Raw genomic sequence first — 26,463 nt, forward strand, 5'->3', positions numbered from 1 at the left:
ACCTGACATGCGTCGCGCGTTGCTCGCGATCACCGGGCTGGCCGCCGGCACCACCGCCCTGGTGGTGCTCAAGGGCGCACCGCAGGACCGCCAGGTCGCCCGGGAACTGCCGGCCGGCGTACCAGTCGGCACGCCGGACCGTACCGAACCCGCCACCCCCGGCGCGACGCCGCAGCGGACCACCGCGACGCCCCGGCCGACCGGACGCCCCGACCCCACCGCCGGCCGCACCCCGGCCGCCCGGCGGAGCACCCCCGGCGGGGACACCGGCACCCGCCGCACCCCGGCAGCCGGCCGGACCACGGCGCCGAAGTCCACCACCCGCACGGTCACCGGCCCGGTGGTCTCCACCGAGTTCGGCAACGTGCAGGTGCGGATCACCGTGTCCGGAACGCGGATCGTCGACGCGGTGGCCGTGGAACTGCCCCAGGGCGGCCAGTCCGACCTGCGCAGCGACCGGGTCGACGCCGCCTACAGCGGCACCGCCGGCGACGTGGTGCGCCAGCAGGGCGCGAACCTGGACACGGTCTCCCAGGCGACCGCCACCAGCGACGGCTACCGGCGGTCGTTGCAGGCCGCCCTAGACCAGGCACGCTAGGTGGACGCGGCGTCGACCCGGCCCGGCCTGCGCCGGGTCGAACAGGTCATGGGTACGGCGATCAGCCTGGACCTCGCCACCGACCTGCCCGCCGCCACCCTGCGGGAGTTGGCCGACGACACGTTCCGCTGGCTGCGCGAGGTCGACGCCCGGTTCACCACCTACCGCGAGGACAGCGAGGTGCGCCGCCTCGACCGGGGGGACCTGCCGCCGGCCGGTGCATCGGCGGACCTGCGCGCCGTGCTGGCCCGCTGCGCCGACCTGTGGGCCGACACCGACGGCTTCTTCGACGCGTACGCCACCGGCCGGCTGGACCCGTCCGGCTACGTGAAGGGCTGGGCCGCCCAGGTCGCCTCGGACCGGCTGGTGGCCGCCGGGGCGGTCGACCACTGCCTCAACGCCGGCGGCGACGTCCGGGTACGCGGGCACTCGTCGTCGGGGCGGCCGTGGCGGATCGGTGTGCGGCACCCGTGGGACGCGGACGCCACCTGCCTGGTGCTCACCGGCACGGACCTGGCCGTGGCCACCTCGGGCGTCTACGAACGGGGGCACCACGTGCTCGATCCGCGTCGGGGCGTACCGGCCCGGGGGTTGCGTTCGGTCACCGTGGTCGGCCCGGACCTGGGTGTCGCCGACGCGTACGCCACGGCGGCGGTGGCGATGGGCGTGGCCGGCGTCGGCTGGCTGGACCGGCTCCCCGGTCACCTGCACGCGGTGGTCACCGACGACGGTCGGCTGCTGCGTTCGGTCGCCCTGCCGCTGGCCGGCTGAGGCGTCGACATGGCGGGGTCACCTGCCGGTGGGGGTGTTCACCGGGCCGTGCGGTGGGTGCCGGCCGGGCGGGAGCCGGTCGGCCGGGGGCGACCGGGGCGGGAGCCGGCCGGTCGGGTGTCCGACCAGCGGCGGGGCCGCCGCCGGTACGGCGGTTCGGTGCCGCCGGTGTGCCGCATCTCGTCCCTGGCCATGTCGTACCCCCGCTCCGGTGGCGCGTGCGCGCCGTCGTGGTGTGCAACGAGTCCGGCGTCGGCGGGGACGCTGGCGGGAACCCGACCCGGCCGCGTCCCGCCCCGCCGCTGCCGGCCGCTCGGTGACCGACTGTCCGGTGACCGGCCGGTCAGTGGCCGCGGCGGGGCAGCGGAAGCTGGCCGGGCAGCAGTTCCGGGGTCAGCGTCACCCCGTCGGCCCGCAACGTCTCGATCAGGGTGTTCTGCAGCAGGTACGAGTCGGGCAGCCGCCAGCGGGCCTGCTCCGGGGCGACCGCCCAGCGCACCGGGCCCTCGGGCAGCCGGGTGGGGGGTGCCGGGATCCACGAGCCGGTGCCGTGCCGCACGACGTGGAAGCAGTGTTCCAGCTCGGGGCGCAGCGGGTCGCCGGGGCGGACCAGGAACATCCAGCGTCCGGTCGGGGTCACCACCACCGGGCCCCGGACACCCGGACCGGCGGGGTGCCCGGGTACGGCGTCGAGCAGTCGCCGGCCCAGGTGCGCCGACACCTCCAGCACGTCGAAGGCGCGGCCGGTGGGCAGCAGCACCCCGTGCGGGCGGCTGCGCCACCAGGTGGCGACCCGGGCCGGGTCGGTGCTCGCCCCCCGCTCCCAGTTCTCCAGCGCGGGATGGCAGCCGACGGTGGGACAACCGGCCCGGCCGCAGACGAACCGGCTGCGCGCCAGGCAGGCGCCGGGGGTCACCTCCCAGCCGTGCACCGCGTACCGCACGGCGATCCGGCGCAGCCGGACCCGTTCGATCGGGGCCAGCTGGGCGACCCGTGGCCCGACGTTCCCCCACATGTCCCGTGCTCTCCTCTGGCCTCGACCGGTCACCGCCACCCCTCACGTCGAGCGCCGTCACTGTCGTGATCCGGGATCGTTGACCTGACGAACGGCTCGTGCAACTTGCACGAAGGTATGAGAACTGGCTGTACGTGTGACGTACACGCTGTGCGACCAGCGGCGACCTGGGCGGACGGATCGAAGGCGCCCGGTGCGGGTCGGCCGGAGCCCGGCCGGCCGACCCGGCAGGGGGAGGAACAGGAGAAGATGGACGAGCTTCCGATCGGGCGACGGGTGGCCTACTGGCGCGGGCGACGGAAGATGTCCCAGCAGGTCTTCGCCGACCGACTCGGCAAGTCCAAGAGCTGGGTCGACAAGGTCGAGCGCGGGGTCCGTCGGCTGGACAAGTTCTCCGTGCTGTACGAGATCGCCGTGATCCTGCGGATCGACGTGCAACTGCTGCTCGGCAAGGACCCGGAACGGCGTACCGACGCGTTGAGCTGCATCGACCAGTTCGAGGTGCAGGAGATCCGGGCCGCCCTGGAGCAGTACTCGTCGATGACCGCGTACTTCGACGGGGTGTCGTACCCGCCGCCCCTGGCCGACCTGCGCAAGGCCGTCAGCCACGCCTGGCTCACCTACCAGTACGGCCGCTACGCGATGCTCACCCGGGCGCTGCCGAAACTGCTGCGCGACGCCCAGGCCGCCGACGCCGGCTACGGCGGCGAGCCGGGCCGGGAGGCCGCCCACCTGCTCGGGCAGGTCTACCAGATCGCCTCCTCGGTGCTGCGCAAGCTGGGCGAGTGCGAGCTGGCCTGGCTGGCCGCCGACCGGTCGATGGCGGTCGCCCAGCGCGCCGACGACCAGCTCCTGGCCGGTGTCGCCACGGCCCGGGTCTGCAACGCGCTGGTGGCGATGGGTCGGGCCCGACCCGCCCTGGAGCTGAACCTCAGCATCGCCAACCAGCTCGCCCCCGGCGGCCTGAACGACAGCGCACCGGACCGGCTCTCCGTCTACGGCATGCTGCTGTTGCAGGGCGCGATGGCCGCCGCCCGGTTCGGCGACTCCGACGCCGTCGAGGACCTGCTGTACGGGGCGGGCGAGGCGGCGCTGATGCTCGGCAGCGACCAGAACCACTACTGGACCTCGTTCGGCCCGACCAACCTGGAGCTGCACCGGGCCGCCGCCGCCGTGGAGCTGGGCGACGGCGGGCGGGCGGTGGAGATCCACCAGCGCATCCCCGAGCCGAGCTTCAACGGGCTGCTGCCCGAGCGGCGGGCCCACCACCTGCTCGACCTGGCCCGGGGCTACAGCCAGCTCGGTGACGTCGCGATGGCGGGGGAGATGCTGCTGCGCGGGGACCGGCTGGCCCCGTCCGAGATCCGCTGCCGACCCATCGCCCACGAAGTGATGACCGACGTGCTGCGTCGCACACGGGGTGCGTTGCCCGCGCCGATTGCGGAGTTGGCTGAGCAGATGGGAGTCGGAGTATGAACACGGCGGCGGCCGGATGAGCGGCAGCCCCCACCAGAGCAGTGAGCACCGCGGAGTGCTCTACGTCATCGCCTGCGGCTCGCCGCTGGCCCGTCACCTCGATCGACTCGTCGGCCTGGCCCAGGACGACGGCTGGGAGGTCTGCGTCGTCACCACGCCCGACGGGGCGAAGTTCGTCGACCGGGCCGCGCTGGCCCGGCAGACCGGGCACCCGGTGCGTACCCACTACAAGAACCCGGGCGACCCGGACCTGCTGCCCCCCGCCGACGCGATGCTGGTCTGCCCGGCCACCGTCAACACGGTCAACAAGTGGGCGGCCGGGATCACCGACACCCTGGCGCTGGGCCTGCTCGTCGAGGGGCAGGGCCGGGGAGTGCCGGTGGTGGTGGTGCCGTTCACCAACGTGGCGATGGCCGCGCACCCGGCCTTCCAGACCGGCCTGCGGCGGCTGGCCGAGTGGGGTGCCACGGTGCTGTTCGGTGACGACGTCTACCCGCTGCACCCACCCGGTACGGGGGAACGGCACCTGCACGCCTTCCCCTGGGAGGCGGCGGTCGCGGCCCTGCCGGGTCGCTCCCGGGCCACCTCGGCCGCCTGACCCCGTCGACGGGCGTGGGCGTGGCCGCCACCGTGCGCCGGTAAGCTGACCGGCCGTGAGCACAACCGCGTCCCCGCCGTCCGTCGCCGATGTGGTTGCCGAGCTGGATCGGTGTTACCCGCCCGCCTGGGCCGAGGAGTGGGACCGGGTCGGTCTGGTGCTCGGTGAGCCCACCGACCCGGTCCGCCGCGTCTACGGCACGGTCGACGTCGTCCCCGAGACGGTCGCCGAGGCGCTCGCCGCCGGTGCCGACCTGATCGTCGCGCACCACCCGCTGCTGCTGCGCGGCGTCTCCTCGGTCGCCCCGACCACCTGGAAGGGGCGGATCGTGCACGACCTGATCCGCGCCGGGGTGGCCCTGTACGTGGCGCACACCAACGCCGACATCGCCGCGCCGGGCGTCTCCGACGCGCTGGCCGCCCGGTTCGGGTTGACCGGCCTGCGCCCGCTGCAACCCTCCGCGCCGGGGTCGGCGGCGGCCGGCGGTGGCCGGGGCATCGGCCGGGTCGGTGAGCTGCCCGCCCCGTTGACGCTCGCCGAGTTGACCGAGCGTGCCGCCGCCGTCCTGCCCGCCACCGTCTGGGGGGTTCGCGCCGGGGGCGATCCCGCGCGTATCGTGCGTACCCTCGCGGTCAGCGGCGGCTCCGGCGACGGCTTCCTGGCCGCGGCGGCCGCCGCCGGTGCGGACGCGTTCCTCACCTCCGACCTGCGGCACCATCCCGCCGGTGAGCACCTCGCCGCCGGTGGGCCCGCCCTGCTGGACGCCGCACACTGGGCGACCGAACGACCCTGGCTGGACGACGTGGCCGCCCACCTGCGGGCCGGCTTCGGCGTCGAGACCGTGGTGTCCGACCTGGACACCGACCCGTGGACCGTGCACGCCGCCGCACCCGCGATGGACGACAAGGAGCCCCGACCGTGAAGGCTGAACCCCAGGTCCAGCGCCGCCTGCTCGACCTCCAGGCGATCGACACCACCCTCGCCCAGCTCGCCCACCGCCGCCGGTCGCTGCCCGAGCGGGCCGAGCTGGAGGGCCTGGCCCGGGAGCTGTCCGCCCTGGAGGACGAGCGGGTCCGCGCCCAGGTCGCCGTGGACGACCTGGACCGGGACATCGCCCGGCTGGAGAAGGACATCGACCAGGTCCGGGCCCGCAAGAGCAAGGACGAGGCCCGGCTGGCCAGCGGCAGCGGGCCGGCCCGGGAGCTGGAGGCGCTCCAGCACGAGCTGGTCTCGCTCAACCGCCGCCAGGGTGACCTGGAGGACGCCGAGCTGGAACTGATGGAGCAGCGGGAGACGGCACAGGCCACCCTCGACGGGATCGAGGCCCGCATCGCCGAGGCCCGGGACCGGCGGGCCGCCGTCGAGCAGCGCCGCGACGAGAGCCTGGCCGCGATCGCCAAGGAGGAGGAGTTCAAGCAGGGGGCGCGCAAGCCGCTCGCCGCCGACCTCCCCGCCGACCTGGTCACCCTCTACGACAAGATCCGCGAGGACACCGGTCTCGGCGCGGCGCTGCTCACCGCGGGCCGCTGCGGCGGCTGCCGGTTGGAGCTGTCCGGCGCGGACCTGGCCCGGATCCGCCGCTCGGACCCGGACGAGGTGGTCCGCTGCGAGGACTGCCGCCGGATCATGGTGCGTACCAACGAGTCGGGGCTGTAGCCCGGTGGCGGTGCGCGCGGTCGTCATCGAGGCCGACGGCGGGTCCCGGGGCAACCCGGGGCCGGCCGGTTACGGTGCAGTGGTCCGGGACCCGGTCACCGGCGAGGTGCTGGCCGAACGGGCCGAGTCGATCGGGACGGCCACCAACAACGTCGCCGAGTACCGGGGGCTGATCGCCGGGCTGGAGGCCGCCGCCGAGCTGGGCGCGGCCGAGGTCGACGCCCGGATGGACTCGAAGCTGGTGGTCGAGCAGATGTGCGGCCGGTGGCAGATCAAGCACCCCGGGCTGCGTCCACTCGCCGCGCAGGCCGCCGCGCTGGTCGACCGCTTCGAGTCGGTCCGGTTCAGTTGGATCCCCCGGGAACGCAACCGGCACGCCGACGCCCTGGCGAACGCCGCGATGGACACCGCCGCCGGCAGGCCCGGCCGGGCGCAGGACCGCGAGGTGGCCGCCCGTGCCGCCACCCCGTCCACCGGCACCGACCCGGCGACCACCAAGGCGTCCTGGGAGCCGAGGCCGAGCTTCACCGCCACCCGGCTGATCCTGGTCCGGCACGGGGAGACCGAGTGGACCGTGCAGCACCGCTACGCCGGCCGCGCCGACGTGCCGCTGTCCGAGTCCGGTCAGGCCCAGGCACGGGCCACCGCCACCCGGGTGGCGGCGCTGGCCCCGTCCGTCGCGGCCGTGCTCAGCTCCCCGCTGTCCCGGTGTACGGCCACCGCCGGGGCGATCGCCGCCGCGCTCGGTGGTCTGCCGGTACGCCCGCAGGACGACTGGATCGAGTGCGACTTCGGCGACTGGGACGGGCACACCTTCGCCGAGGTCCGCGACCGGTGGCCCGGCGAACTGGACGCCTGGCTCGCCTCGACCCGGGTCGCCCCGCCGGGCGGTGAGTCGTTCACCGAGGTCGGGCAGCGGGTCGATCGGGCGATGGTGGCGCTGCGGGAGGCGTACCCCGGGGAGACCGTCGTGGTCGTCTCGCACGTCTCGCCGATCAAGCTGGCCCTGCGCGACGCCCTCGCGGCCGGCGACGCCTTCCTGCACCGGCTCTACCTGGACGCGGCCGGCATCTCGGTGCTCGACATGTGGCCCGACGGGGGCGTCGCGGTCCGTTCCGTCAACGACACCGCCCACCTACCGGTCCGCTGATTGCGGATCGTCCCCCGAACCGGCCCGGGAATCCCGGGCCGGTTCGTCGTCGGTCGATGCGTCGTGCCGTTCGGCGCAGCCGGGCCGCCGTTGGGCGCATCGTCGTGCGCCGATTGATCGTGACCGGCTGCACCGGGTCGTAGCGTCCGGCCGTTACTGGCCGGAACGACTACCGGAGGTAGGTCTGATGACCGCTGCCGAACCGGAGACGCCGCGCACGGCGTCGTCCAGGGCGAAGGACCGCAGCCCCTGGAACTGGTTGCTCTTCGTACCGATCGTGGTGCCGCTGATCCCGGCGCTGTTCAACGCGGACTCGCCCCGGATCTTCGGCTTCCCGCGCTTCTACTGGCTGCAACTGGTCTGGATCCTGCTGGGGGTGGCCACCACCACGCTGGTCTACCAGATGACCAAGAAGCGGGGAAACCACTGATGTGGCGTGATCATCTTACCGAGATCATCGTATTCTCGGCCCTCTTCCTGCTGGTCAGCGCGATGGGTTTCGTGGCGGCCCGGTGGCGGGCGCCGAAGGACATGGCGCACCTCGACGAGTGGGGGCTCGGCGGGCGTAGCTTCGGCGGCTGGATCACCTGGTTCCTGGTCGGCGGTGACCTCTACACGGCGTACACGTTCGTGGCGGTGCCGGCGCTGATGTTCGGGGCGGGCGCGGCCGGGTTCTTCGCCGTGCCGTACACGATCGTCATCTACCCGCTGGTGTTCCTGGTGCTCTGCCGGCTCTGGTCGGTGTCGCACCGGCACGGGTTCGTCACCCCGGCCGACTTCGTCCGCCGCCGGTTCGACTCGCCGGTGCTGGCCCTGCTGATCGCGATCACCGGCATCGTCGCGACCATGCCGTACATCGCGTTGCAGCTGGTGGGCATCGAGGCGGTGCTCAAGACGATGGGGGTCACCGGGGACAGCGCGCTGGCGCGGCACCTGCCGATCATCATCGCCTTCGCGATCCTGGCCGCCTACACCTACCAGTCCGGGTTGCGCGCCCCGGCGCTGATCGCGTTCGTCAAGGACAGCCTGATCTACATCGTGATCCTGGTGGCGGTGCTCTACCTGCCGTACAAGCTGGGGGGTTGGGGTTCGATCTTCGACGCGGCGGACGCGAAGTTCGCCGCCTCGCCGAACCCGAACGACGGCATCCTGCTCAACGCCAACAACCAGCTCCAGTACGTCACCCTGGCGTTCGGGTCGGCGCTGGCGCTGTTCCTCTACCCGCACAGCATCACCGGCGTGCTGGCCAGCCGGAACCGGGACGTGATCAAGCGGAACATGTCGGCGCTGCCGGCGTACAGCCTGCTGCTCGGCCTGATCGCGCTGCTCGGCTTCATGGCCATCGCGGCCGGGGTGAAGCCGCTGCCCGGGGCCAAGGAGGGCACCGTCGACAGCAACACGGTGGTGCCGGTCCTGTTCGACCAGCAGTTCCCGGACTGGTTCGCCGGGGTGGCGTACGCGGCGATCGGCATCGGCGCGCTGGTGCCGGCGGCCATCATGTCGATCGCGGCGGCGAACCTGTTCACCCGCAACATCTACAAGGAGTACCTGAAGCGGGACGCCAGCCCGGCGCAGGAGGCGAACGTCTCGAAGATCACCTCGCTGGTGGTCAAGGTCGGCGCGGTGGCCTGCATCGTCTTCCTCGACCCGCAGTTCTCCATCGACCTCCAGCTCATCGGCGGCGTGATCATCCTCCAGACGCTGCCGGCGGTGGCGCTGGGCCTCTACACCCGCTGGTTCCACCGGGGCGCGCTGATCGCCGGCTGGGCGGCCGGCATGGGGCTGGGCATGTGGATGCTCTACCAGATCCCCAACCCCGCAGCGAAGAAGGCGCACTTCGGTGGCTCGGCGTTCCCGCTGTCCGACTTCGGCTTCGACACCAAGAAGACGATCTACGTGGGCATCGTCGCCGTGCTGGTCAACCTGGTGGTGGCGGCGCTGGTGACGCTGGTGCTGCGGGCGGCGAAGGTGGCCGAGGGCGTGGACGGCACCACCCCCGACGACTACTTCGCCGACGAGGGCGACCCCCGCGTCACCCCCGGCCCCGACCGCGACGCCGACTCGGCCCGCGAACCGGTCGCCTGACTCTCCCGCCCCCGCCCCCGCCCCCGCCCCCGCCCCTCCCGCTCCGCTCTCCCGCCGTGCTCTCCCGCCCGCCCCGCTCCGGTGATCAAGAGCTTCGCGTCAACATTCCGCTGGAAACTGACGCGAACCTCTTGATCACGCGACCGACCCGGCCGTCAGGCCACCCGTCGGCCCGGTGGGTATCGGTGATCAAGAGGTTTGCGTCAACCATCGGTCTGGAGGTGACGTAAACCTCTTGATCACCGGAGCGGGCGGGAGGGTGCCGGGGCGGAGGGGAGGGGAACGGGCGGGAGGGGAACGGGCGGACGGGAGGGGTCAGCGGCGGCGGGTGCGGGTGTCTAGGGCCTGGTTGAGCCGGCCCAGCAGGGTGGCCAGGGTGTCCCGGTCGGTGGGGGACCAGTCGGCGAGGATGTCGCCGTAGAGCCGGGTCCGTGCGGTCCGGACGGCGGCCATCCGGTGCAGGCCGGCGGGGGTGGGGGAGATCACCGTGCCCCGGCCGTCGGTCGGGTCGGGGGCGCGGGCGATCAGGCCGTCTCGTTGCAGCGCCGACACCTGCCGGGTGACCGTGGAGCCGTCCAGGTTGAGCCGGGCGGCCAGCGCCGAGACGTTCTGCGGGCCGGTGGCGTCCAGGTGACGCAGGATCACGTACGCCGCCCGGTCGAGGACCCGGTGCTCGGCGCTGCCGGTGGCCCGGCGGGTGGCCTCGCCCAGCCGCATCAACAGGGCGACCTCGGTTTCGATCCGGCCGAGGGTGGCCTCGTCCGACTCCGTTCGCTTCGCCTGGTCGTCACTCATAGCTGTATGATACAAAAGAATTACCTGTACGATACAGCTATATGCGGCTTCGGCCCGACAGGAGGCGGAGTGGACCGGCGAACCGAGCCCCACCGCAGTGCCATCTACGCCACCACGCTGGTGGCCTTCCTCGCCATCGCCGGCATCGCCGTGGTGGACCCCATCCTGCCCGCCATCGGCACCGCCATCGGCGTCACCGCCTGGCAGGTCGAACTGCTCTTCACCGCGTACATCGCGGTGATGGCCGTCGGGATGATCCCGGCGACCCTGGCCAGCGGACGCTTCGGCTTCAAGCCGGTGCTCGTCACCGGCGTCTCCGTGGTCGGGCTGGCCGCCATCGCCGCCTCGTTCAGCAACGACATCGTGCAACTGTCGGTGCTGCGCGGCGTGTGGGGGCTGGGCAACGCGATGTTCTTCGCCACCGCCATGGTGGTCCTGGTCAACCTCGCCAACGACCGGGAATGGGTGGTCGGCCTCTTCGAGACCGCACTCGGCCTCGGCTTCGCCGTCGGCCCGCTGATCGGTGGCCTGCTCGGCGAGATCAGCTGGCGACTGCCGTTCTTCGTCTGCGGCGTGTTCATGGTGTTCGCCCTGCTGGTCGCCGCCCGCAAACTCCGCGAGCCGACCCACCGGCAGCCGCCCGTACGGCTGGGGCAGATCTTCGCCACCTACCGCCGGCCGGCGTTCCTCACCCTCTGCGTGGTCACCGCCGCCTACAACTTCGTCTTCTTCGTGGTGCTCGGCTACACGCCGCTCTTCCTCGGCCTCGACGTCATCCCCCTCGGCCTCGCGTTCACCGGCTGGGGCCTCGGCCTGGCCGCCGGCATCCTGCTCATCGGCCACCGGCTCGCCCACCGCATCGGCGCGGTGCAGACCGTCGGGGTGGCGCTGCTCGGCCTGCTGGCCTGCATGGTCCTCTTCGCCACCTCGGCCGGCACCGTCGAGTCGCTGGTGGTGCTCGTCGTAGCCGGCCTGTGCATGGGAATGGCCAACGCCAACCTCACCGACCTGGCCCTCGGCCTCGGCTCCGCCGACCGGCGGGTCGCCACGGGCGCGTTCAACCTGGTCCGCTGGGGTGCCGCCGCACCCGCCCCGATCCTCGCCGGCAAACTTGCCGAACACAGTCTCGCGCTGCCGTTCTGGGTCGGCGCCGGGGTACTCGCCGTCGGCCTGCTGGTCTACCTGACCTGCGCGCACCTGATGGCCGTTGGCTACGGCGAACGGCTGCTCTGGTCCCGCTGGAACCGGGCCGCCCGGCAGGCCGAGCACGAACCCGTCGGGGAGGCGTACTGAGCGGCCCCGGGGCTGCTCAGCCCAACGCCCGCCAGAGCAGGTAGAGGCCGATCGCCGTACCGAAGCAGACGATCAGCGTCCGGAGCACCACCGGCGGCAGGCGGCGGGTCACCCGCGCCCCCACGTACCCGCCGAGCATCGTGGCCGGCGCGACCACCGCGACCGCCGCCCAGTTGACCGGCCCGAACAGGGCGAACACCACAAGCGTGGTCAGCCCCACCACGGCCGAGAGCAGGTTCTTCACCGCCGACACCCGGGCCAGCGTCGCGTCCAGCACCAGGGCCAGGCCGGCCACCAGCATCACCCCGAGCGCAGCGCCGAAGTAGCCGCCGTACACCGTGCCGACCGCGACCATCGCCTGCACCGTGAGGGCACGGCGGCGTGGGCCCAGGTCGGCCGGATGCCCGACCAGCCGGCGCAGCGGCCCCTGGAACGCCAGCACCGCCGTCGCCCCGAGCACCAGGAACGGCACCACCAGGTCGAACGCCCGCGCCGGGGTGGCCAGCAGGAGCAGGCAGCCGACCCCCGTGCCGAGCACCGCCGTCGGCAGCAACGGCCACAGCGTACGGCGGGGCGGCAGGTCCATCCGGCTGCCCACCACACTCGCCGCATAACCCGGGAAGACCGACACCGAGTTGCTGACGTTCGCCGCCACGGGCGGGATGCCCACCGCGATCATCGCCGGAAAAGTGATCAACGAACCACCGCCGGCCGCCGCGTTCACCGTGCCCGCGGCGAGACCGGCGATGATCAGCAGTACGGCATCGGAGATCCCCATGGGGCCCAGAGGCTAGTACGCCCTGATCAGAGCCCCTCCACCGCGTTGGCCGCGTACCATTTCCGGGTGTGTCGCGGCCCGGCCCGGGGTGAGATCGGTGCGGGAGGCCGCGCCGTTAGGATGGAGACGCGACGGACGAGTCGACCGGGCGGTCGCGTCGGCGGGCTGCGGCCCGCCGCCGAGGAACGTCCGGACTCCACAGGGCAGGGTGGTTGCTAACGGCAACCCGGGGCGACCCGCGGGACAGTGCCACAGAAAACAGACCGCCGACCCCACCCGGGGACGGTAAGGGTGAAACGGTGGGGTAAGAGCCCACCAGCACCCCGGGTGACCGGGGTGGCTCGGTAAACCCCACCCGGAGCAAGGCCAAGCAAGGGCCGTCACCGCAAGCTGACGACCCGGCGCAGACGCTCGAGGGCTGCCCGCCCGATGTCTGCGGGTAGGCCGCAGGAGCCTGTCGGCGACGGCAGGCCGAGATGGATGGCCGCCGCCGGTGCGGATCCCGCGAGGGGTACGCGCCGCGCACAGAATCCGGCGTACAGGTCGACTCGTCCGTCGCCCACCAGCTCAGAGACCTGATCAAGGCTCTGAGCTGGTTCTATGTTCGGGCGTCGATGGCCGTTGTTGGTCATCGTTAGGTGGCATTCGACGGCCCGGTGACGGCCCAGACGGCCCAGAGACGGCCCAGGATTCCTTGACTTTCGGATCAGTTGGACCCGTCCGCGGTAGCTTGCCGGGGCTCGGTGGCGGCCTGGTCCTCGTCGACGGCGGACTCCCTGCGGGATGGGGCCGGGTACGTCCTGGCGGTCGAGCTGCTGGCGTGACCCGGCTACCCGGTGGCAAGCCAGTCCCGGGGTTGGACTGGTGCGGCAGCCGGAAGCCCCGACCACGCGACCAGGCCGACCCGCCGGCTTCCGTACCGCCGTGCGGCGGCACAGTCAGCGCAGGTAGGCCCGTTCATCGATGCTCTGGTGTGGTTCGGTCAGGAAGACATCGACGGGTACGGGGCCGTGGGCGATGTTCAGCGTGTCGAGGCGGTAGAGCCAATCTCCGGTGCAGTGGTGGGTGAAGCGGTAGTTGATCTGCCAGCGCAGCCATTGGCCTCGGGGGAGGCGGACGGCTGGCGGGCGGCGGTGTCGGCGGGGCATGCCCCAAGCCGTCGGGATCAGCTCAACGCGGACCTGGTCCTCGGTGTGGCTGAGTTGGACGGCGTCGCAGGAAGGTGTGCCGTGGTGCAGGGAGATGACTGGTTGGAAGCCGTCGTGCTCGTGCATCGTGACCTCGTGGGTGAGGGGTGCATGGTGCTGCGGCAGCGTGAACGCCGTGGGTAGGGCGTTGCGGCGGGCGGCGTGGTGGCCTCCGCGTGACTGCTTGGTCCAGGAGACGCGGACCCACTGAGCGACGATGTCCACCCGGTGGATGGTTCAGGCTTCCTGGTCACCCGGCAATCCGATACCGAGCCTCCTGGGGCGGTGTCCCGGCGGCTGTCGGCGGCTCACCGCCCCGGTGCCGTAGGCGGCCGGGGCGGCTTGCCGCCGGCCGGGCTTGCCGCCCCGCACCGCGCGGAGCGCGGTGCCTTGATCTACTACAGAACGATTCAGCAACCACCGCATCTAGACGCGGGCATCTTGACGTGGGGCCTTGACAGCATCTGCAATCTTGAACAAGGCCGATCATGCGTAGGAGCCGTTGCGTGTTGTGGATACTGAGTGGACTTTACCTGAGTCTCGTTGCTCCATATATTGCGATTCGATTGTCGTTCTACTTCATGATGAAACTTCGGGTGTCGGTGCCTGCAAAGGTATCTCCTCGACTTCCGTTTCTCACGTCAAAACCTTACTACCTAAACCCCTTTCGTCCTGCGGTCCGAAGCTGTGCCACGTATCTTTTGGCGAAGATCAACTCGCGGCGCAAGGGGTGTCGGCCAGTAGAGTATTGCAAGAAGGCTCTTATCCGAAAGCTGAGCTTCTGGCGAGAATCCAGCTCGGGCCCTTCTGCGGCTGCGGTCTGGCTCAACCTCAGCCGTTTCCTACGGCTCGGTTCAATCGGCGCATTCTTTGCAGCCGCTGCCCTTGGTGTTCCATATGCAATTGGTTTTGGCTTCCTGCGCCTGGCTGCTGGAGCGGATCAGCAGGGCTATGTTCGGGACATGGCGGTTAGTCTAATTGCGGCAACGGCAATTGTGGCAGCGATATTTGGGTTCTCGCTCGCTATTTCTGGTGCCAGCAAGATCGCCACATCCCCGTACTCACGTGAGCTAAGAAGAATTTCTAAGTCTAGCGGAAGGATTAGCAGTGAGTCGTTTTTGGAGTCTTCAATATCAATCTACTCATATTCTTTGCTCGGCTCGTCTCCGATATATTTTACTTATATATTTTTTACATCGCTTGTGAGTATTATTTCTACTAACGGCGAGAGTCTGAAAAAGACCAACGATGATCTGTTCGGCGGCTCTCCTCTGTTGGCTTCTGGGTGTATCGTTGGGGCCGGTGTTGTTGCCTACTTCCTCGTTATTTTGGCGAAGGTCCGAGACGTGAAGCGTCAGATGGAGCCGACGCGGGCCTTGATGGCGTTGCTTGATGAGACCTCTCGGAGGGGTGAGGGTAGGGGGCCGTACGGCAAGTACTCGCCAATACCTGATCCGCTGGGAGACTCGCGCTATGGCCTGGCCGCGCTTGCCCAGCAAATGCACTCCTCCGCAGTTGCGGTTGCCCCAGAATTGCGTCAGATGTCAGCGCCGCATCCGCTGTCGCGCGTGTTGGACGGGCTTGGGACCGCTATTCGTCGGATTCTGGTTAAGCCTGATCCGCCTGATTCCGCTCGTGTAAAGGAGATGCGCGGGGTCTTGGAACTTGTAGCCATTTGCCTCGCTGAACCGAGAGATCCAGGACTTTTGAGCGCGGCGGGTATGGCGGTAGGTGAGCTTGCTCGAGAATCAGCTGAGGAAGACCCGCCTGCCCCAAGCAGGAAGAGTTGGTCGATAACTCGACTTGTGGCCGTTCTGGACTTGGTTGATGGGCCTACTAAAGCAGTGAATGCGGTTGCTGCAATGGGCGCTGTGGCTTTGGCCTTCTATGCCGCCGTCAATGGTGGGGACTTTTCAGGCTTGACGAAATTACTTTTCAAGTAGCGTACCGCCTGGCCTCTGCGGCACTCTTTGCCTTGTTTGCTGGCGATCCACCATCCTGGGAGCGATGGCCGGCTTGCTCGCCAAGTTCAAGCGGACTTTGGCGAACTGTCGTTCGGATTTCCCGGTCGGGTTACAGCCGCGGTGCAGTCTCGGTCTGACGCAATGGAGAGAGCTGTAATGCGGGCCTAGGTGGCGGCGCGCGTGCGGTCTGTCAAGGGCCTGATGGGGGTGGGGATGTGGACGAGCTGCAATCGAACTCTCCTTGACTCGCCCGAAGTAGCCGATAGGTTCTGACGACCTTCTCGACGGCTCCATTCGCTCGGGTGACGCGTTCTTGTTCGATGAGCATCGTCCCCACCTCAACATCAAAAAGGGAGGCGAGTTCCGGATCGGCGGCGACTTGGCGAAGCCTCGCTTTTGGCTCAGATTGCTTATTCGGCCCAGCTTCGTTCCTGAGGAGCCTTGCGTAGGTGCCTCGGCCGTGTTCGGTGGTCACGAAGCCTGCCTCGCGTAGTGCGGCTATGGCCTGACGAATCGTACCGCGGGCTACCCGGAATTCGGCGGTAAGCGTGCTCTCAGCGGGCAAGAGGGTTCCCGGCGGAATGACGCCCCTCTCAATGCGCTCTTTCAACTCGTCGGCGATGGTGCGGTAGCGGGGTTGTCCGTAGTGCGGGGTGGGCACCTGTTCACCGTACCTGGCACTTGTTGTACCAAGTGCCAAGCAAGCGACGTGTTTCGACGTCTAGACAACTCGTCCACTTGTAGATACGTTTCCTGGTGTGCGGCCGGGGTGACGGCTCGTGTCAGGGGTGGTCGCGGTGTCGGCCCTGGCCGCACCTATGCGCGGCGTCCTGAGGGACCGGTTGCGGTAGCCGCGTAGACAAGTTGGCTCGGCGATACCCGACCCGTCCGGCGTCGGACGGTGCGCCGTGCCTTCATCCGGGCCGGCGGTCGGCCACAACCAAGCTCGTGGTCGGCCGCCGGTTCCTCGTCTACCTGTGGAGGTGCGATGTCCGGCTCTCATCGTCGACGCGGCTGGTTGTCGTCCTGGTGGCCCCGCCGACGTACACCGGTCCCGACCACCAGCAGCAACATGCCGTCGGCGTCGTCCGGCGGATCGGCCGGCCCTGCGCCCTGGTGGTCGGTCGACGTCACGCGGGAACTTCCCACGCTGCGGTATGCGCCGTTGATGACGGTGGCTCAGGCGCACCGGGGGCGCGGCGGGCGGTGGACACGATGACCCGCCCGAGCAAGCCGGCCCCGGTCACGAGTCACCCGGACTGGTGCACGCCGGAGCGATGCGGCTACCTGGTGCCGCCGGTAATGGCGCACATGGCCCGTCGTCATCGCGGCCACATGCTCCGGGTCGGTGAGAAGCGGGCGAGTGGGCTCGTCGTCACGTACCTGATCAGTGCGGAGACCCCGGGCGCTCCGCTGGTGTGCGTGCACGCGTCGTGCCGGGCGGGGAACGCCTGGGCGGAGTTGTCGCTGCCGGAGGCGGCCGAACTGGTGGAGCAGTTGCGCGGGTTGCTGGCACAGGCCGGCGGGCAGCGGGCCGACGATGAGTGACGGCTTTCCGATGATGAACCGGCGATTCCCGGCGTCGCCTCGGCCGGTGGTGTGTCCGCCGTGGTGCCGGGGTTGTGGGCCGAACGATCCGATGCACCGGGGGTACCTGGCCACGATTGGGCGGGAGGGGACCGGGTGGGTGAGTCTGCAACTGCTCATCGACCGGTTCACCCGCCGCGACCCGGCGATCAAGCTCGACGCGACCCACTACGGCACCACGCAAACCGTGCTCCTGACCTTGTCCCACGTCGACCGGCTCATCGAGGAACTGACCCACGCCCGCCAGGCGATGCAGGCACAGGCCGGGCGACACGGGCGGACGGAAGAAGCACGGTGAATACCAACGGCCGGCGGGGCGCTGTTGCGCGTGGTCCTGGTGGGCGTCGTGGGCAGGCTCCGCGAGCAGGGGCGGTGGTGGTGCCGGCGGTGCCGGAGCGGCCGGCTGGGGGGACCACCTGGCAGACGTTGGAACGTCTAGGGGGTACGGTGACCGGTGTGCATGGCCGGGACTGGCGCCCTCGCTACCTGCAACTCGCGGAAGAGTTGCGGGTAAAGATCATGAGCGGGGAGCTTGCCCCCGGCACGCTGATGCCCAGCGAAACCGAGCTGGCCGAGTCGTCCGGGCTGTCCCGCACGAGCGTCCGCAACGCCATCCGCCAGCTCCGCGAATGGGGCCTGGTCCGCGCGGAGCAGGGGCGCGGCACCTACGTACGGGCACCCCGCCAACGGGTACGCCGCCGCAACACCGAGCGGTACCAGTGGGAGAAGGACCGGGTCCTGCTCGACGAGGACGAACGGTTGAAGACCGGCGCGACCGAACACGACACCGGCCTGACCGTCGATGACCTCAAGTTCCACGCCGAGTACACCCCCGTGGACGCCGATGACGAGATGGCGGCGGCCCTCCAGGTCGAGCCGGGTACGCCGCTGTTGCGCCGGGTCTACTGGACATCCTCGCGGCACGAGAACGCGCCGCTGACCGTGTCGTACTCCTACCTGCCCTACGACCTGGTCGCCGCGAACCCGGACCTGCTCGACGCCAGTAAGGAACCCTGGCCCGGCGGCACGCAGCACCAGCTGTACACCCTCGGCATCGAGTTGGACCGCATCGACGACGAGATCCGCGCCCGGCCCCCGTCGCCGGATGAGGCCGAGCTGTTGGACATCGACCCGGGCGTCTCCGTGCTCACCGTGCGCAAGACCTCCGTCGACACCACCGGCCGGGTCGTCGAAGTGGCCGACGTGGTGATGCCGGGGGACCGGACCGAGTTGGTCTACTCCCACAAACTCCAGCGGTGGAAAACTTGACGCAGCTCGTCTCGGTCATCACCCCGGTCCACGCGCCCAGCATCGAGTACCTGGCTGGCGCGTACGCGTCGCTGGCCAAGCAGGAGATGCCGCCGGGGTGGGACTGGCAATGGCTCGTCCAGGAAGACGGACAGACCGGAGCCTTGGCCGACGTACTGCCCGACGACCCACGGATCAGCCTCGGCACCGGCCGACCTGGCGGGCCTGGTGTCGCCCGAACCCTTGCGCTGTCCCGCGTTGACGGTGACCTCATCAAGGTTCTCGATGCTGACGACCAGTTGACCCCGGGTGCACTCGGGCGGGACATCGCCGCGTTCGACGCGCATCCGCAGATCGGGTGGACCACCTCGCGGGTGCTCGACCTGCTGCCCGACGGGTCGACCGCCGGGTGGAACAAAGATCCGGCGGGCGGTGTCATCGACCGGGGCGCGGTTCTGGCTTTCTGGCAGGCCAACGACTACCGCGCATCCGTCCACCCGGCGACCCTGTGCCTACGGCGGGATCTCGTTTTTGCCCTCGGCGGCTGGATGGCCCTCCCCGCCTCCGAAGACACCGGCCTCCTCCTGGCCGCCAACGCCGTCACCGCCGGCTACTTCACCCGGGAGTACGGCCTGCTGTACCGGAAGTGGCCCGGCCAGGTGACCAGCCAAGCCGCACACCGTGAACCCGCCGAGTACCAGGCACGGATGAGAATCATTGAGGCCAGAGCGCACGCCCTGACCTCGATGATCCCGAACGGCTTCGGCGGCGACTCTGCGGCGTAGCCTCGTCTCCGGCATCTCGTGTCTGCGCTACCAATCCTTCATCTCCGTTTCGTAGATATGCCGCCGAACACCAGGCAGTCATGCAAGAGGCCACGCGTGTCTCTTCGAGGGCGACGTAGATCATTCGCGAAACGATGGATGAGGAATCGAGTGGGTTGCGTAGTTCAGTTGAACACCATTGGGAATTACAGCCCAGGGCAAAGGCCAGCGCCGCGAATGCGCTCGACGTAGGAATGCCCGTAGCTTGGCTGGTTCGAGATTAGCTGCTCGCAAGCTAGAGAGCCGGGGGTGAAGAAGGTGCGCAGGGTATTGCCCCAAGCGATGAAGCTCTCATCATCCTTCGGTGCATTAAGCGTCGGGTATTGGTCAATCGGATAGCCGGATAGAATGTAGTCGTAAAAATCGATGAAATAGTTCGCTAGCTGGTAGGCTTTGTGAGCTTCCATCGACTCGGGATCGCTCGCAATCATCGCCCGCAGCTTGACTGCTTCTGGATCGTTGGCTGGCGCTTTGATTTGCCGCCACAGTAGCGGGTTGTCCAAGATGAGTTGATTGGCGTCTAACGTACTGCCAAACACTTCCTGCCGCGCGGATTGGTCCAGGTCTTGCCTAAGAGCTTCGGTCTGCTGGGTCATTTGATTTGTCTGCAGTACAAGCAAGAATACGCCCACGACGGCCGCTATGAGGCTGGCAGCCTCAAGCGCAGGCTTGATGCGCGTGATTGACGTTAGCATCCGTTCCAAAATCGGTTTGACGTGTACATCAACTTCATTCGCCATGATTGCAGCTTAGAAGCGCGCGGCAATTTCTGGTTCATGCTGCCAGTTATCCGACTGTTGGCTGTTTTGCTCATGGCTTGCCGCACGGTCGACATTCCATCCCCCTGGCCGGACTCGGGCTTGGCGTCTATCTCTGGCAAGTTGTTGACTTGTCTGCCAAGTGGCGTCTACCTCGGAGTCTCCACTTGGCAGACATGCCAACAACTTGGAGGTTGAGCGATGGCTCTGCGTGGCGGTACGAGGTTCGCCGTGCGTTGTGAGGACGTGTTCCCGGCGGGGTGCGCCCTGGTCCCCGAGTCCCTGGGTGAGGTCGAGGACTACGACGAGAAGACCGGGCGGCGTAGCCCGGCGAAGGACAAGCTGACCGGTCAGCGGGTGTGGCAGGTGCGGGTGATGGACCTGGACCCGGAGCTTGGCAAGCGTTCCCGGGAGACGACGGTCAAGATCTCCGCTGACTACCAGCCGGTGCCGCCGACGGGTGCGCCGTTCGAGGCGGTGGAGTTCGAGGGCATGACGGTCACGCCGTACGTGACCAACAACAACCGGATGGCGTACTCGCTGCGGGCGACCGGGATGCGTGCTCCGGCGGGTGTGGCGAAGAAGGCGGCGGCGTAGCCGCTGAAGGTTGGGGGCGGGGCTGTCTGGTCTTGGCGGACGGCAGCCCCGCCCCCTTGGTGTCTCTTTCCCCTGCTCTGTCGAGAGAGGTAGTGACGTGTCCAAGCGTAGGCGTTCGGCTGCCCCGGCTTCGCCTCGGTGCGAGGTGTGTCAGTCCCGGTTCGACCCGGCCACCGATGCCGACGGTCGGTGTGCCGGGTGTGTGGGTCAGCTCGTTCTTCCGTTTCCTCCGGTCCGGGATGCGTCGGGCCGGTTCGTGTCGCTGCGCGGTGGTGGGCGATGATGCGCCGGCCTCGTGGCGGGGTGGTGATGGTGACCGCCGGGGATCTGATGGTGGTCCGGCCGAAGCGGTTCGTTCTGCCGATGTGGCTGGTCGTGCTCGGCCTGGTGCTGCGCTGGGCTGCCCGGTTCTGCTGGTGGTGCCTGCGTCACCCGGTCACGGTGGGCCTGGCCGTGGCCGCCGTCGTCCTCTACGCCGACCACGGCTGGCCGGGCCTGGTCGTGCCGCTGGTGCTGGCGTCGGCGGCGTCGGCCTTGTGGCGCTGGCGTGATGAATCGTCCTGGTGGCGATGGTGTGCGGGGCCGTTGCTTGGCCGGTTCCGTCAGGTCGTCGTCTACCGGCGGGCCTGGCCCGAGGCGATGACCCTGTGCGGCCTGGCCGCGACGTATGACCACCTGCCGGTCTTGCCGCAGTTGTTGCGGGTGCGCTCGGATCAGGCCCTGGACGTGCTGACCGTGCGGATGGTCCGGGGGCAGACCCCGGCCGACTTCCAACAGGTCACCGCGAACCTTGCGTACGCCTTCGGCCGGCGGCACGCCCGGGTCTACTCCGAGCGGCCCGACACCCCGCCGACCCGTACCGGCTACTGGGCTCTGCCGCTCGGCTGGGTGGACCGGCTGCGGTTCCGGGACCGGCCCACGCTGGTCTACCTGGTCCTCGTCCGTACCGATGCGCTGCGGCCGGTGGTGCCGCCGTTCGACACCCCGGCCGTCCCCGACTTCACCGCGTTGCCGTTGGCGCGGCGGGAGGACCTGGGGACCTGGTCGCTGCACCTGCTCGCCACCCATGTGCTGATCGGTGGGGCCACCCGCTCCGGGAAGGGCTCGGTGCTGTGGTCGCTGGTCCGCGCGCTGGCCGGTGGCATCACGTCGGGCCTGGTGCGGCTGTGGGTGATCGACCCCAAGGGCGGGATGGAATTCGCCATGGGCCGGCCGCTGTTCGCCCGGTTCGCCTGCAAGTCGTTCGAGGCCATGGCCGATCTCCTCGACGAGGCCGTGACCGTGATGCGGGAGCGTCAGACCCGGCTCGCCGGCACCGTGCGGGTGCACACGCCTACTGAGGCTGACCCCCTGGTCGTGGTCGTCATCGACGAGATGGCCGCACTGACGGCGTACCTGCAAGACGTCGACCTGCGTAAGCGCATCGCGGGCTCGCTGGGGTTGCTGCTGTCGCAGGGTGCCGGGGTCGGCGTGCTGGTGGTGGCGGCGTTGCAGGACCCGCGCAAGGAGGTGTTGCCGTTCCGGGACCTGTTCCCGACCCGCATCGCCCTCGGCCTGACCGAAGCCGCTCAGGTTGATCTCGTGTTGGGTGACGGTGCCCGCAACCGGGGCGCTTTCGCGGATCAGATGCCCCGATGGGCCAAGGGCGTGGGGTACGTGATTCTGGACGGCACCCCGGAACCGATGCGGGTCCGGTTCTCCTACGTCAGCGACGACGACATCCGCGACCTGGCCCACCGGTACCCGGCTCCGGCCGACGCGGCGGACATCCTCGCCCAGGTCGGCCGCGAGTCCACCCCGGAACCGGTCCGGCCGGCGCTGTCCCGGCCCCGACGCGGGCCACTGCTCCCGGATGCGCTGCGCACCATCCTCGACGCCGACCAGGGCGAACCCCGATGACCGGCCCGACCGGCGGCCGGCGCTTCTACCGGCTGCGGACCCCCGAACCGGTCACCGCCGTGTCCGTCCGGGTCGACCCCGAGCGGCCCGACGCGTACCCGGTCTATCTGGCGGTCGGTTCCGGCCGGCGGCGGATGTCCCTGACCCCCGACGAGGCGTGGGCGCTGTGGCGCTGCCTCTCCGAAGCCGTCGCCACCCTCGGCACCCCACCCGACTACATCCGCACCGACATCCGACCGGCCCGGAGGTAACCGCCATGACCACCCTCACCCGCGTCATCAACCGGCTCCGGCGTCCACTGCGCATCCGGCTCGTCGGCCCCGCCGACCAGACCGCCGCCGCCCTGCACGGCCTCGCGCACATGGTCAACCGCCGCCCCGACATGGCCGATCGCCGCATCCGCATCGACCTCACCATCCGCGAGAAGCCGATGCAGGAGTGGCGATGACCGCACGCACCGAAACCGCCGTACGCCTGGTGATCCTGCTCGCCATCGGCACCATGGCCGGCGCTGCCGCCTTCACCCACGTCCACGACCTGTCCGTTGCCCACGGCCAACCCGACTGGATCGGCTGGGCCAACGCCGTAGCGGTCGAACTTATGGCGATCTACCTCGGCCTGGAACTGCGCGCCCGACGTCGCGCCGGTCGACCCATCGGCCTGGTCGGCTCGCTCCTGGTCGCGTTCGCCCTGCTGTCCCTCGCCGCCCAGGTGGCGGAGGCTGAACCGTCGGTGTGGGGCTGGACTGTGGCGGCCGTGCCGTCCCTGGCGTTCCTCGCCCTGGTCAAGGTCGTCCTGTCCAACGCCCCCGCTGTGCCGCCGGCTCCCGTACCAGACCAACGCCCGGGTGATTGGTACGGCGTGCCCGAGCAGACCACCACCGAACCCGAGCGTCCGGCTGACCCCGTGCCGCCGGCTGTCCCGGCTCCGGCTGCCATCCCTGCCCCGGCGGCCGTGCTGCCTCCGCGTGTCGTCCCCTCGAACCGGCCGCACGTCGTCGGGATCATCCGATGACCGCCCCCACCCTGCCGGGCCTCGAACCCGCCGCCCCGACCCCGGCTGCGCCTCCTCGGCCGGGGTCGCGGGCGGCCCGCATGGCGCTACCCCGCTCGGTTGACGTGCTCAAGGAGATCGCCGCCGAGTACGGCGTCTGCGTGCGTCCCCTCGCGATGCGCCGCACCGACCTCGACACCGGTCTGACCGAGGTCATCGACCTGCCCTGTGGGGCCACCCGGGAAGACAAGTGCGCCTCGTGCGCGAAGAAGAACCGCCGGCTTCGGCAGGCCCAGATCCGGGAGGGCTGGCACCGCGACGACGAGCCTTTGCCGCCGCCGGAACCGGCGACCGAGGAACAGAAGGCGCTGATCCTGCTGCGGGGGCATCTGGAGTTCTCCCGTGACGAGGCATCGCGGGCGTGCCAGTGGGACCAGGTCGAAGACCTCGACGAGGCTATCCGCGAGGTAGAAGAGGCGATTGCGGCCGAAGGGCTCCGGGGTCGGGTCGCCCCGCCGCACGCGACCGGTGACGACGACCAGGGCGACGACGACACCGGCCCGCGTCGCAAGCGATCGACCCGGCGTCGGCAGGATGCCCCGGAGCTGCCACGCCGGAAGGTCGAGCGGCGCACGGTCGGCAGGACGTACACCGCTGCGGACGGCACCACCTACCGGCCGTCGATGTGGCTGACCCTCACCCTCGACTCCTACGGCCCGGTCCGCCCCGACGGCACCCCGGTCAACCCCGACCGGTACGACTACCGTCGCGCGGCCTGGGACGCCGTGCACTTCCCCCGCCTGCTGGACCGGTTCTGGCAGAACCTGCGCCGGTGTGAGGGCTGGAACGTCCAGTACGCCGGCTGCGTCGAGCCGCAACGCCGACTCGCCCCACACGCCCACTTCGCCATCCGGGGCACCATCCCCCGCGACACCCTGCGCACCGTCGCCGCCGCGACCTATCACCAGGTGTGGTGGCCAACGGTCGACGTCCAGCGGTACACCGCCGACCGACCCCCGGTATGGGAGGAGCAGGCGGCGGCGTGGGTCGACCCGGACACCAAGGAGCCGTTGACCACCTGGACGGAAGCCCTCGACGCCATCGACGACGACCCGGAAGCGGAACCGGTGCACGTCGTGCGCTTCGGCAGCCAGGTCGACGCGCGGGGCGTCATGCCCGGCACCACCGACGCCGAACGGACCATCCGGTACGTCACGAAGTACATCACCAAACACACCGGCGACGTCCACAAGGCCACCACCGACCGGCAACGCAAACACCTCGACCGGCTCTGGCGGGAACTGCGCGTCACGCCCTGCACCGACCGGTGCGCCAACTGGCTGCTCTACGGCGTCCAACCCAAGAAGGCGAACGCCAAGCTCAAGCCGGGCCGCTGCAAGGGCAAGGTCCACCAACGGGACACCCTCGGCATCGGCGGCCGGCGCATCCTCATCTCGCGGGACTGGTCCGGCAAGACGCTGAGCGATCACAAGCACGATGTCCGGGCCTGGGTGCGGTCGCTGCTCGGTGTCACGGTCGGCCTGGATGGGGTCGACGACCAGGGCGCCACCGTCGAACCGGTCCGGCACGCCTGGGAACTCGCCCGACCCGATGACCCCGACGTGCCGGCCATGGCTCATCGGCTGCTGCGGTCGATCAGCGAACGTGCCCGCTGGCGCTCCGAACTGCTCGCCGCCAAGGACCGGGCCGCGCAGCTCCCCGACGACGGATCAGCAACGGGAACGGGCGACACAACGGGGGAGGGGCTGTGACGGTGGTGAACGATGGGCTCTGGACGGTGCGGGAGGTGTCGGCCTACCTCCGGGTACCGCAGGAAACGCTGTACCGCTGGCGCAAGGTCAAGTACGGTCCGCCGGCGGCCCGGGTCGGCCGACACCTGCGGTACGAACCGGAATCGGTCCGGGCCTGGGTACGCGCACAGGCGGCGGCCTGATGGGGCACGTGGAGGATCGCTGGTACAAGGTGATCCGGCACCCCGGCGGCCGGAAGGAGCGGATCAAGTCGAATCTGTTCGGCAAGGGGATGCGCTACCGAGTGCGGTACATCGGCCCGGACGGGCGGGAACGTAGCCTGTCCTTCCCGGACCGGGCCAAGCGCGACGCTGACGCCTTCCTCGTCTCCACCGAGACGGACAAACTCCGGGGCTCCTACGTCGACCCGTCCGCCGGTCGGATCACCTTCGCTGAGTACGCGGAGAACTGGTTGCGGACCCGTGCCTTCGACGAGTCGACCCGGGAGAGCACCGAGTTCCGGGTACGCAAGCACCTGGTGCCCTTCTTCGGCTCTCGGCAACTGGCCACGATCAAGCCGGGTCATATCCGGGAGTGGGACGCCGGGATGGTCGGCAAGCTGGCCCCGGCGACCCGGGCTGTGGTCTTCGCCCACCTGCGGACCATCCTCGGCGCGGCGGTCGACGACGAGCGGATCGCCAAGAATCCTTGCTCGGCGGCCTCGGTCAAACCGCCTCGACCGGTGCAACGTCGCGTCGTTCCCTGGCGGGCCGACGAGGTTTCGGCAATCCGCGGTGGCCTCGCTGAGCGGTACCGCCCGATGGTCGACCTGGGGGCCGGCTGCGGGATGCGGCAGGGCGAGATCTTCGGCCTGGGCGTTGATGACGTCGACCTCGCCTCGGGCTGGGTGCACATCGTCCGGCAGGTCAAGGTGGTCCGCTCCCGGCTGGTCTTCGGCCTGCCCAAGAACGACCGGGACCGCCGCGTGCCGCTGCCCGACTCGGTGGCCCAGTCACTCAAGGCCCATGCCAAGAAGTACGACCCACTTTCGATCACTCTGCCGTGGGAGGACCCGTTCAGTGATGAGCGGGTGACGGTGCCGCTGATCTTCACCACCACCCGCCGGGGTGCGATCAAGCGGGCAACCTTCGACGGCAAGAGTTGGCGTCCAGCGGTGGCGGCGGCCGGCATCGTCCCGACCCGGGCGACCGGGATGCATGCGCTGCGGCACTTCTACGCCTCGGCGCTGCTCGACGCGGGGGAGAGCATCAAGGCTCTCGCCTCGTACCTCGGGCACTCCGACCCCGGTTTCACCCTCCGGGTCTACACCCACCTGATGCCGGCCAGCGAGGAACGCACCCGCAATGCGATCGACGATCTGTTCGGGCACCCTGCTGGGGCTCTGGGGCCGCGCCCGTGACACGGCCACGCCCTAGAGGC

Annotated in this window: 31 protein-coding genes and 1 other RNA gene; 24 read left to right on the top strand and 8 right to left on the bottom strand. The window is 69.9% G+C overall.

Annotated features, from left to right (window positions below):
- The first annotated feature begins 7 nt into the window (after positions 1–7).
- Both ACN260_RS06705 and ACN260_RS06710 read left to right on the top strand, forming a co-directional pair.
- A complete protein-coding gene (locus tag ACN260_RS06705; RefSeq protein ID WP_422755169.1) occupies positions 8–598 on the top strand; it encodes an FMN-binding protein in 591 nt (196 codons plus the stop codon).
- A 48-nt stretch (positions 599–646) separates the two neighbouring features.
- Entirely contained in the window at positions 647–1,369 is a 723-nt protein-coding gene (locus tag ACN260_RS06710) for an FAD:protein FMN transferase (RefSeq protein WP_422756636.1), read from the top strand.
- Between the two features lie 38 nt (positions 1,370–1,407).
- Here the strand turns inward: ACN260_RS06710 and ACN260_RS06715 are convergent, their stop codons facing one another.
- Both ACN260_RS06715 and ACN260_RS06720 read right to left on the bottom strand, forming a co-directional pair.
- Positions 1,408–1,563 (bottom strand): hypothetical protein, encoded by a 156-nt coding sequence (locus ACN260_RS06715; RefSeq protein WP_422755170.1) that lies wholly within the window; start codon positions 1,561–1,563, stop codon positions 1,408–1,410.
- A gap of 149 nt (positions 1,564–1,712) precedes the next feature.
- Positions 1,713–2,384: a bifunctional DNA primase/polymerase gene (locus tag ACN260_RS06720; RefSeq protein ID WP_357935456.1), complete on the bottom strand. Its 672-nt coding sequence runs from the start codon at positions 2,382–2,384 to the stop codon at positions 1,713–1,715.
- Between the two features lie 249 nt (positions 2,385–2,633).
- Here ACN260_RS06720 and ACN260_RS06725 point away from each other — a divergent pair, with 249 nt between their 5' ends.
- The 7 genes from ACN260_RS06725 (at position 2,634) to mctP (ending at position 9,349) form a co-directional block, all read left to right on the top strand.
- Positions 2,634–3,860: a helix-turn-helix domain-containing protein gene (locus ACN260_RS06725; RefSeq protein ID WP_422755171.1), complete on the top strand. Its 1,227-nt coding sequence runs from the start codon at positions 2,634–2,636 to the stop codon at positions 3,858–3,860.
- A gap of 16 nt (positions 3,861–3,876) precedes the next feature.
- Positions 3,877–4,458 (top strand): flavoprotein, encoded by a 582-nt coding sequence (locus ACN260_RS06730; RefSeq protein WP_422755172.1) that lies wholly within the window; start codon positions 3,877–3,879, stop codon positions 4,456–4,458.
- Between the two features lie 91 nt (positions 4,459–4,549).
- Complete coding sequence (locus ACN260_RS06735) at positions 4,550–5,380, top strand: Nif3-like dinuclear metal center hexameric protein (protein WP_422756637.1); 831 nt, start codon at positions 4,550–4,552, stop codon at positions 5,378–5,380.
- Entirely contained in the window at positions 5,377–6,114 is a 738-nt protein-coding gene (locus tag ACN260_RS06740; RefSeq protein ID WP_088644826.1) for a zinc ribbon domain-containing protein, read from the top strand. Before ACN260_RS06735 ends, ACN260_RS06740 begins: the two co-directional genes overlap by 4 nt.
- 4 nt (positions 6,115–6,118) lie before the next feature.
- Positions 6,119–7,264, top strand: coding sequence for a bifunctional RNase H/acid phosphatase (locus ACN260_RS06745; protein WP_422755173.1), 1,146 nt, complete (start codon positions 6,119–6,121; stop codon positions 7,262–7,264).
- A gap of 187 nt (positions 7,265–7,451) precedes the next feature.
- On the top strand, positions 7,452–7,694 hold the full coding sequence (locus ACN260_RS06750) for a DUF3311 domain-containing protein (protein WP_422755174.1): 243 nt from the start codon (positions 7,452–7,454) through the stop codon (positions 7,692–7,694).
- Positions 7,694–9,349, top strand: coding sequence for a monocarboxylate uptake permease MctP (mctP, locus tag ACN260_RS06755; protein ID WP_422755175.1), 1,656 nt, complete (start codon positions 7,694–7,696; stop codon positions 9,347–9,349). Before ACN260_RS06750 ends, mctP begins: the two co-directional genes overlap by 1 nt.
- Before the next feature lie 315 nt (positions 9,350–9,664).
- Here the strand turns inward: mctP and ACN260_RS06760 are convergent, their stop codons facing one another.
- The gene (locus tag ACN260_RS06760; RefSeq protein ID WP_422755176.1) at positions 9,665–10,144 is read right to left on the bottom strand and encodes a MarR family winged helix-turn-helix transcriptional regulator; all 480 of its coding nucleotides are present in this window, start codon (positions 10,142–10,144) and stop codon (positions 9,665–9,667) included.
- 69 nt (positions 10,145–10,213) lie between these two features.
- On the opposite strand from ACN260_RS06760, the gene ACN260_RS06765 reads away from it, so the two are divergent.
- Positions 10,214–11,437, top strand: a complete 1,224-nt coding sequence (locus ACN260_RS06765; protein WP_422755177.1) for an MFS transporter — start codon at positions 10,214–10,216, stop codon at positions 11,435–11,437.
- A gap of 16 nt (positions 11,438–11,453) precedes the next feature.
- Here ACN260_RS06765 and ACN260_RS06770 read toward each other — a convergent pair whose 3' ends face one another.
- Positions 11,454–12,215: a sulfite exporter TauE/SafE family protein gene (locus tag ACN260_RS06770; protein WP_422755178.1), complete on the bottom strand. Its 762-nt coding sequence runs from the start codon at positions 12,213–12,215 to the stop codon at positions 11,454–11,456.
- A 136-nt stretch (positions 12,216–12,351) separates the two neighbouring features.
- Between ACN260_RS06770 and rnpB the strand changes: the two genes are divergently transcribed.
- An RNA gene (gene rnpB, locus ACN260_RS06775) (RNase P RNA component class A) lies at positions 12,352–12,770 on the top strand.
- A gap of 383 nt (positions 12,771–13,153) precedes the next feature.
- On the opposite strand, the gene ACN260_RS06780 is transcribed toward rnpB, so the two are convergent.
- Positions 13,154–13,627: a hypothetical protein gene (locus ACN260_RS06780; RefSeq protein WP_422755179.1), complete on the bottom strand. Its 474-nt coding sequence runs from the start codon at positions 13,625–13,627 to the stop codon at positions 13,154–13,156.
- A gap of 341 nt (positions 13,628–13,968) precedes the next feature.
- Here ACN260_RS06780 and ACN260_RS06785 point away from each other — a divergent pair, with 341 nt between their 5' ends.
- Positions 13,969–15,345 carry a hypothetical protein gene (locus tag ACN260_RS06785; protein ID WP_422755180.1) on the top strand — a complete coding sequence of 459 codons (1,377 nt, stop codon included), beginning with the start codon at positions 13,969–13,971 and terminating at the stop codon, positions 15,343–15,345.
- A 211-nt stretch (positions 15,346–15,556) separates the two neighbouring features.
- Here ACN260_RS06785 and ACN260_RS06790 read toward each other — a convergent pair whose 3' ends face one another.
- Positions 15,557–16,027: a GntR family transcriptional regulator gene (locus tag ACN260_RS06790; protein WP_422755181.1), complete on the bottom strand. Its 471-nt coding sequence runs from the start codon at positions 16,025–16,027 to the stop codon at positions 15,557–15,559.
- A gap of 338 nt (positions 16,028–16,365) precedes the next feature.
- The gene (locus tag ACN260_RS06795; RefSeq protein WP_422755182.1) at positions 16,366–16,500 is read right to left on the bottom strand and encodes a hypothetical protein; all 135 of its coding nucleotides are present in this window, start codon (positions 16,498–16,500) and stop codon (positions 16,366–16,368) included.
- 201 nt (positions 16,501–16,701) lie between these two features.
- On the opposite strand from ACN260_RS06795, the gene ACN260_RS06800 reads away from it, so the two are divergent.
- From ACN260_RS06800 to ACN260_RS06815, 4 genes are all read left to right on the top strand, one after another.
- Positions 16,702–16,914, top strand: a complete 213-nt coding sequence (locus ACN260_RS06800) for a hypothetical protein (RefSeq protein WP_422755183.1) — start codon at positions 16,702–16,704, stop codon at positions 16,912–16,914.
- Positions 16,915–17,053: 139 nt separating this feature from the next.
- Positions 17,054–17,251 (top strand): precorrin-4 C11-methyltransferase, encoded by a 198-nt coding sequence (locus tag ACN260_RS06805; RefSeq protein WP_422755184.1) that lies wholly within the window; start codon positions 17,054–17,056, stop codon positions 17,249–17,251.
- A gap of 158 nt (positions 17,252–17,409) precedes the next feature.
- Positions 17,410–18,222 carry a GntR family transcriptional regulator gene (locus ACN260_RS06810; RefSeq protein ID WP_422756638.1) on the top strand — a complete coding sequence of 271 codons (813 nt, stop codon included), beginning with the start codon at positions 17,410–17,412 and terminating at the stop codon, positions 18,220–18,222.
- Positions 18,210–18,986, top strand: coding sequence for a glycosyltransferase family 2 protein (locus ACN260_RS06815; protein WP_422755185.1), 777 nt, complete (start codon positions 18,210–18,212; stop codon positions 18,984–18,986). The genes ACN260_RS06810 and ACN260_RS06815 overlap by 13 nt, the downstream gene beginning before the upstream one ends.
- Positions 18,987–19,171: 185 nt before the next feature.
- Here ACN260_RS06815 and ACN260_RS06820 read toward each other — a convergent pair whose 3' ends face one another.
- Entirely contained in the window at positions 19,172–19,765 is a 594-nt protein-coding gene (locus ACN260_RS06820) for a hypothetical protein (protein ID WP_422755186.1), read from the bottom strand.
- 219 nt (positions 19,766–19,984) lie between these two features.
- Between ACN260_RS06820 and ACN260_RS06825 the strand changes: the two genes are divergently transcribed.
- The 8 genes from ACN260_RS06825 to ACN260_RS06860 all read left to right on the top strand — a co-directional run bounded on the left by ACN260_RS06825 (position 19,985) and on the right by ACN260_RS06860 (position 26,443).
- A complete protein-coding gene (locus ACN260_RS06825; RefSeq protein WP_104113758.1) occupies positions 19,985–20,380 on the top strand; it encodes a transcriptional regulator in 396 nt (131 codons plus the stop codon).
- Positions 20,381–20,689: 309 nt separating this feature from the next.
- A complete protein-coding gene (locus ACN260_RS06830) occupies positions 20,690–22,279 on the top strand; it encodes an FtsK/SpoIIIE domain-containing protein (RefSeq protein WP_422756639.1) in 1,590 nt (529 codons plus the stop codon).
- The gene (locus ACN260_RS06835; RefSeq protein ID WP_422755187.1) at positions 22,276–22,530 is read left to right on the top strand and encodes a hypothetical protein; all 255 of its coding nucleotides are present in this window, start codon (positions 22,276–22,278) and stop codon (positions 22,528–22,530) included. The genes ACN260_RS06830 and ACN260_RS06835 overlap by 4 nt, the downstream gene beginning before the upstream one ends.
- A 5-nt stretch (positions 22,531–22,535) precedes the next feature.
- Entirely contained in the window at positions 22,536–22,727 is a 192-nt protein-coding gene (locus ACN260_RS06840; RefSeq protein WP_329012698.1) for a hypothetical protein, read from the top strand.
- Entirely contained in the window at positions 22,724–23,293 is a 570-nt protein-coding gene (locus tag ACN260_RS06845; protein ID WP_422755188.1) for a DUF2637 domain-containing protein, read from the top strand. Before ACN260_RS06840 ends, ACN260_RS06845 begins: the two co-directional genes overlap by 4 nt.
- Positions 23,290–25,044, top strand: coding sequence for a replication initiator (locus tag ACN260_RS06850; protein WP_422755189.1), 1,755 nt, complete (start codon positions 23,290–23,292; stop codon positions 25,042–25,044). The genes ACN260_RS06845 and ACN260_RS06850 overlap by 4 nt, the downstream gene beginning before the upstream one ends.
- 2 nt (positions 25,045–25,046) lie before the next feature.
- Positions 25,047–25,226, top strand: coding sequence for a helix-turn-helix domain-containing protein (locus tag ACN260_RS06855; RefSeq protein ID WP_422755190.1), 180 nt, complete (start codon positions 25,047–25,049; stop codon positions 25,224–25,226).
- Entirely contained in the window at positions 25,226–26,443 is a 1,218-nt protein-coding gene (locus ACN260_RS06860; RefSeq protein WP_422755191.1) for a tyrosine-type recombinase/integrase, read from the top strand. Before ACN260_RS06855 ends, ACN260_RS06860 begins: the two co-directional genes overlap by 1 nt.
- The last annotated feature ends 20 nt before the right edge of the window (positions 26,444–26,463 follow it).

It is taken from the genome of Micromonospora sp. WMMD708, from assembly GCF_049315245.1.
In the GTDB taxonomy this organism is placed as follows: Bacteria; Actinomycetota; Actinomycetes; order Mycobacteriales; family Micromonosporaceae; genus Micromonospora; species Micromonospora wenchangensis.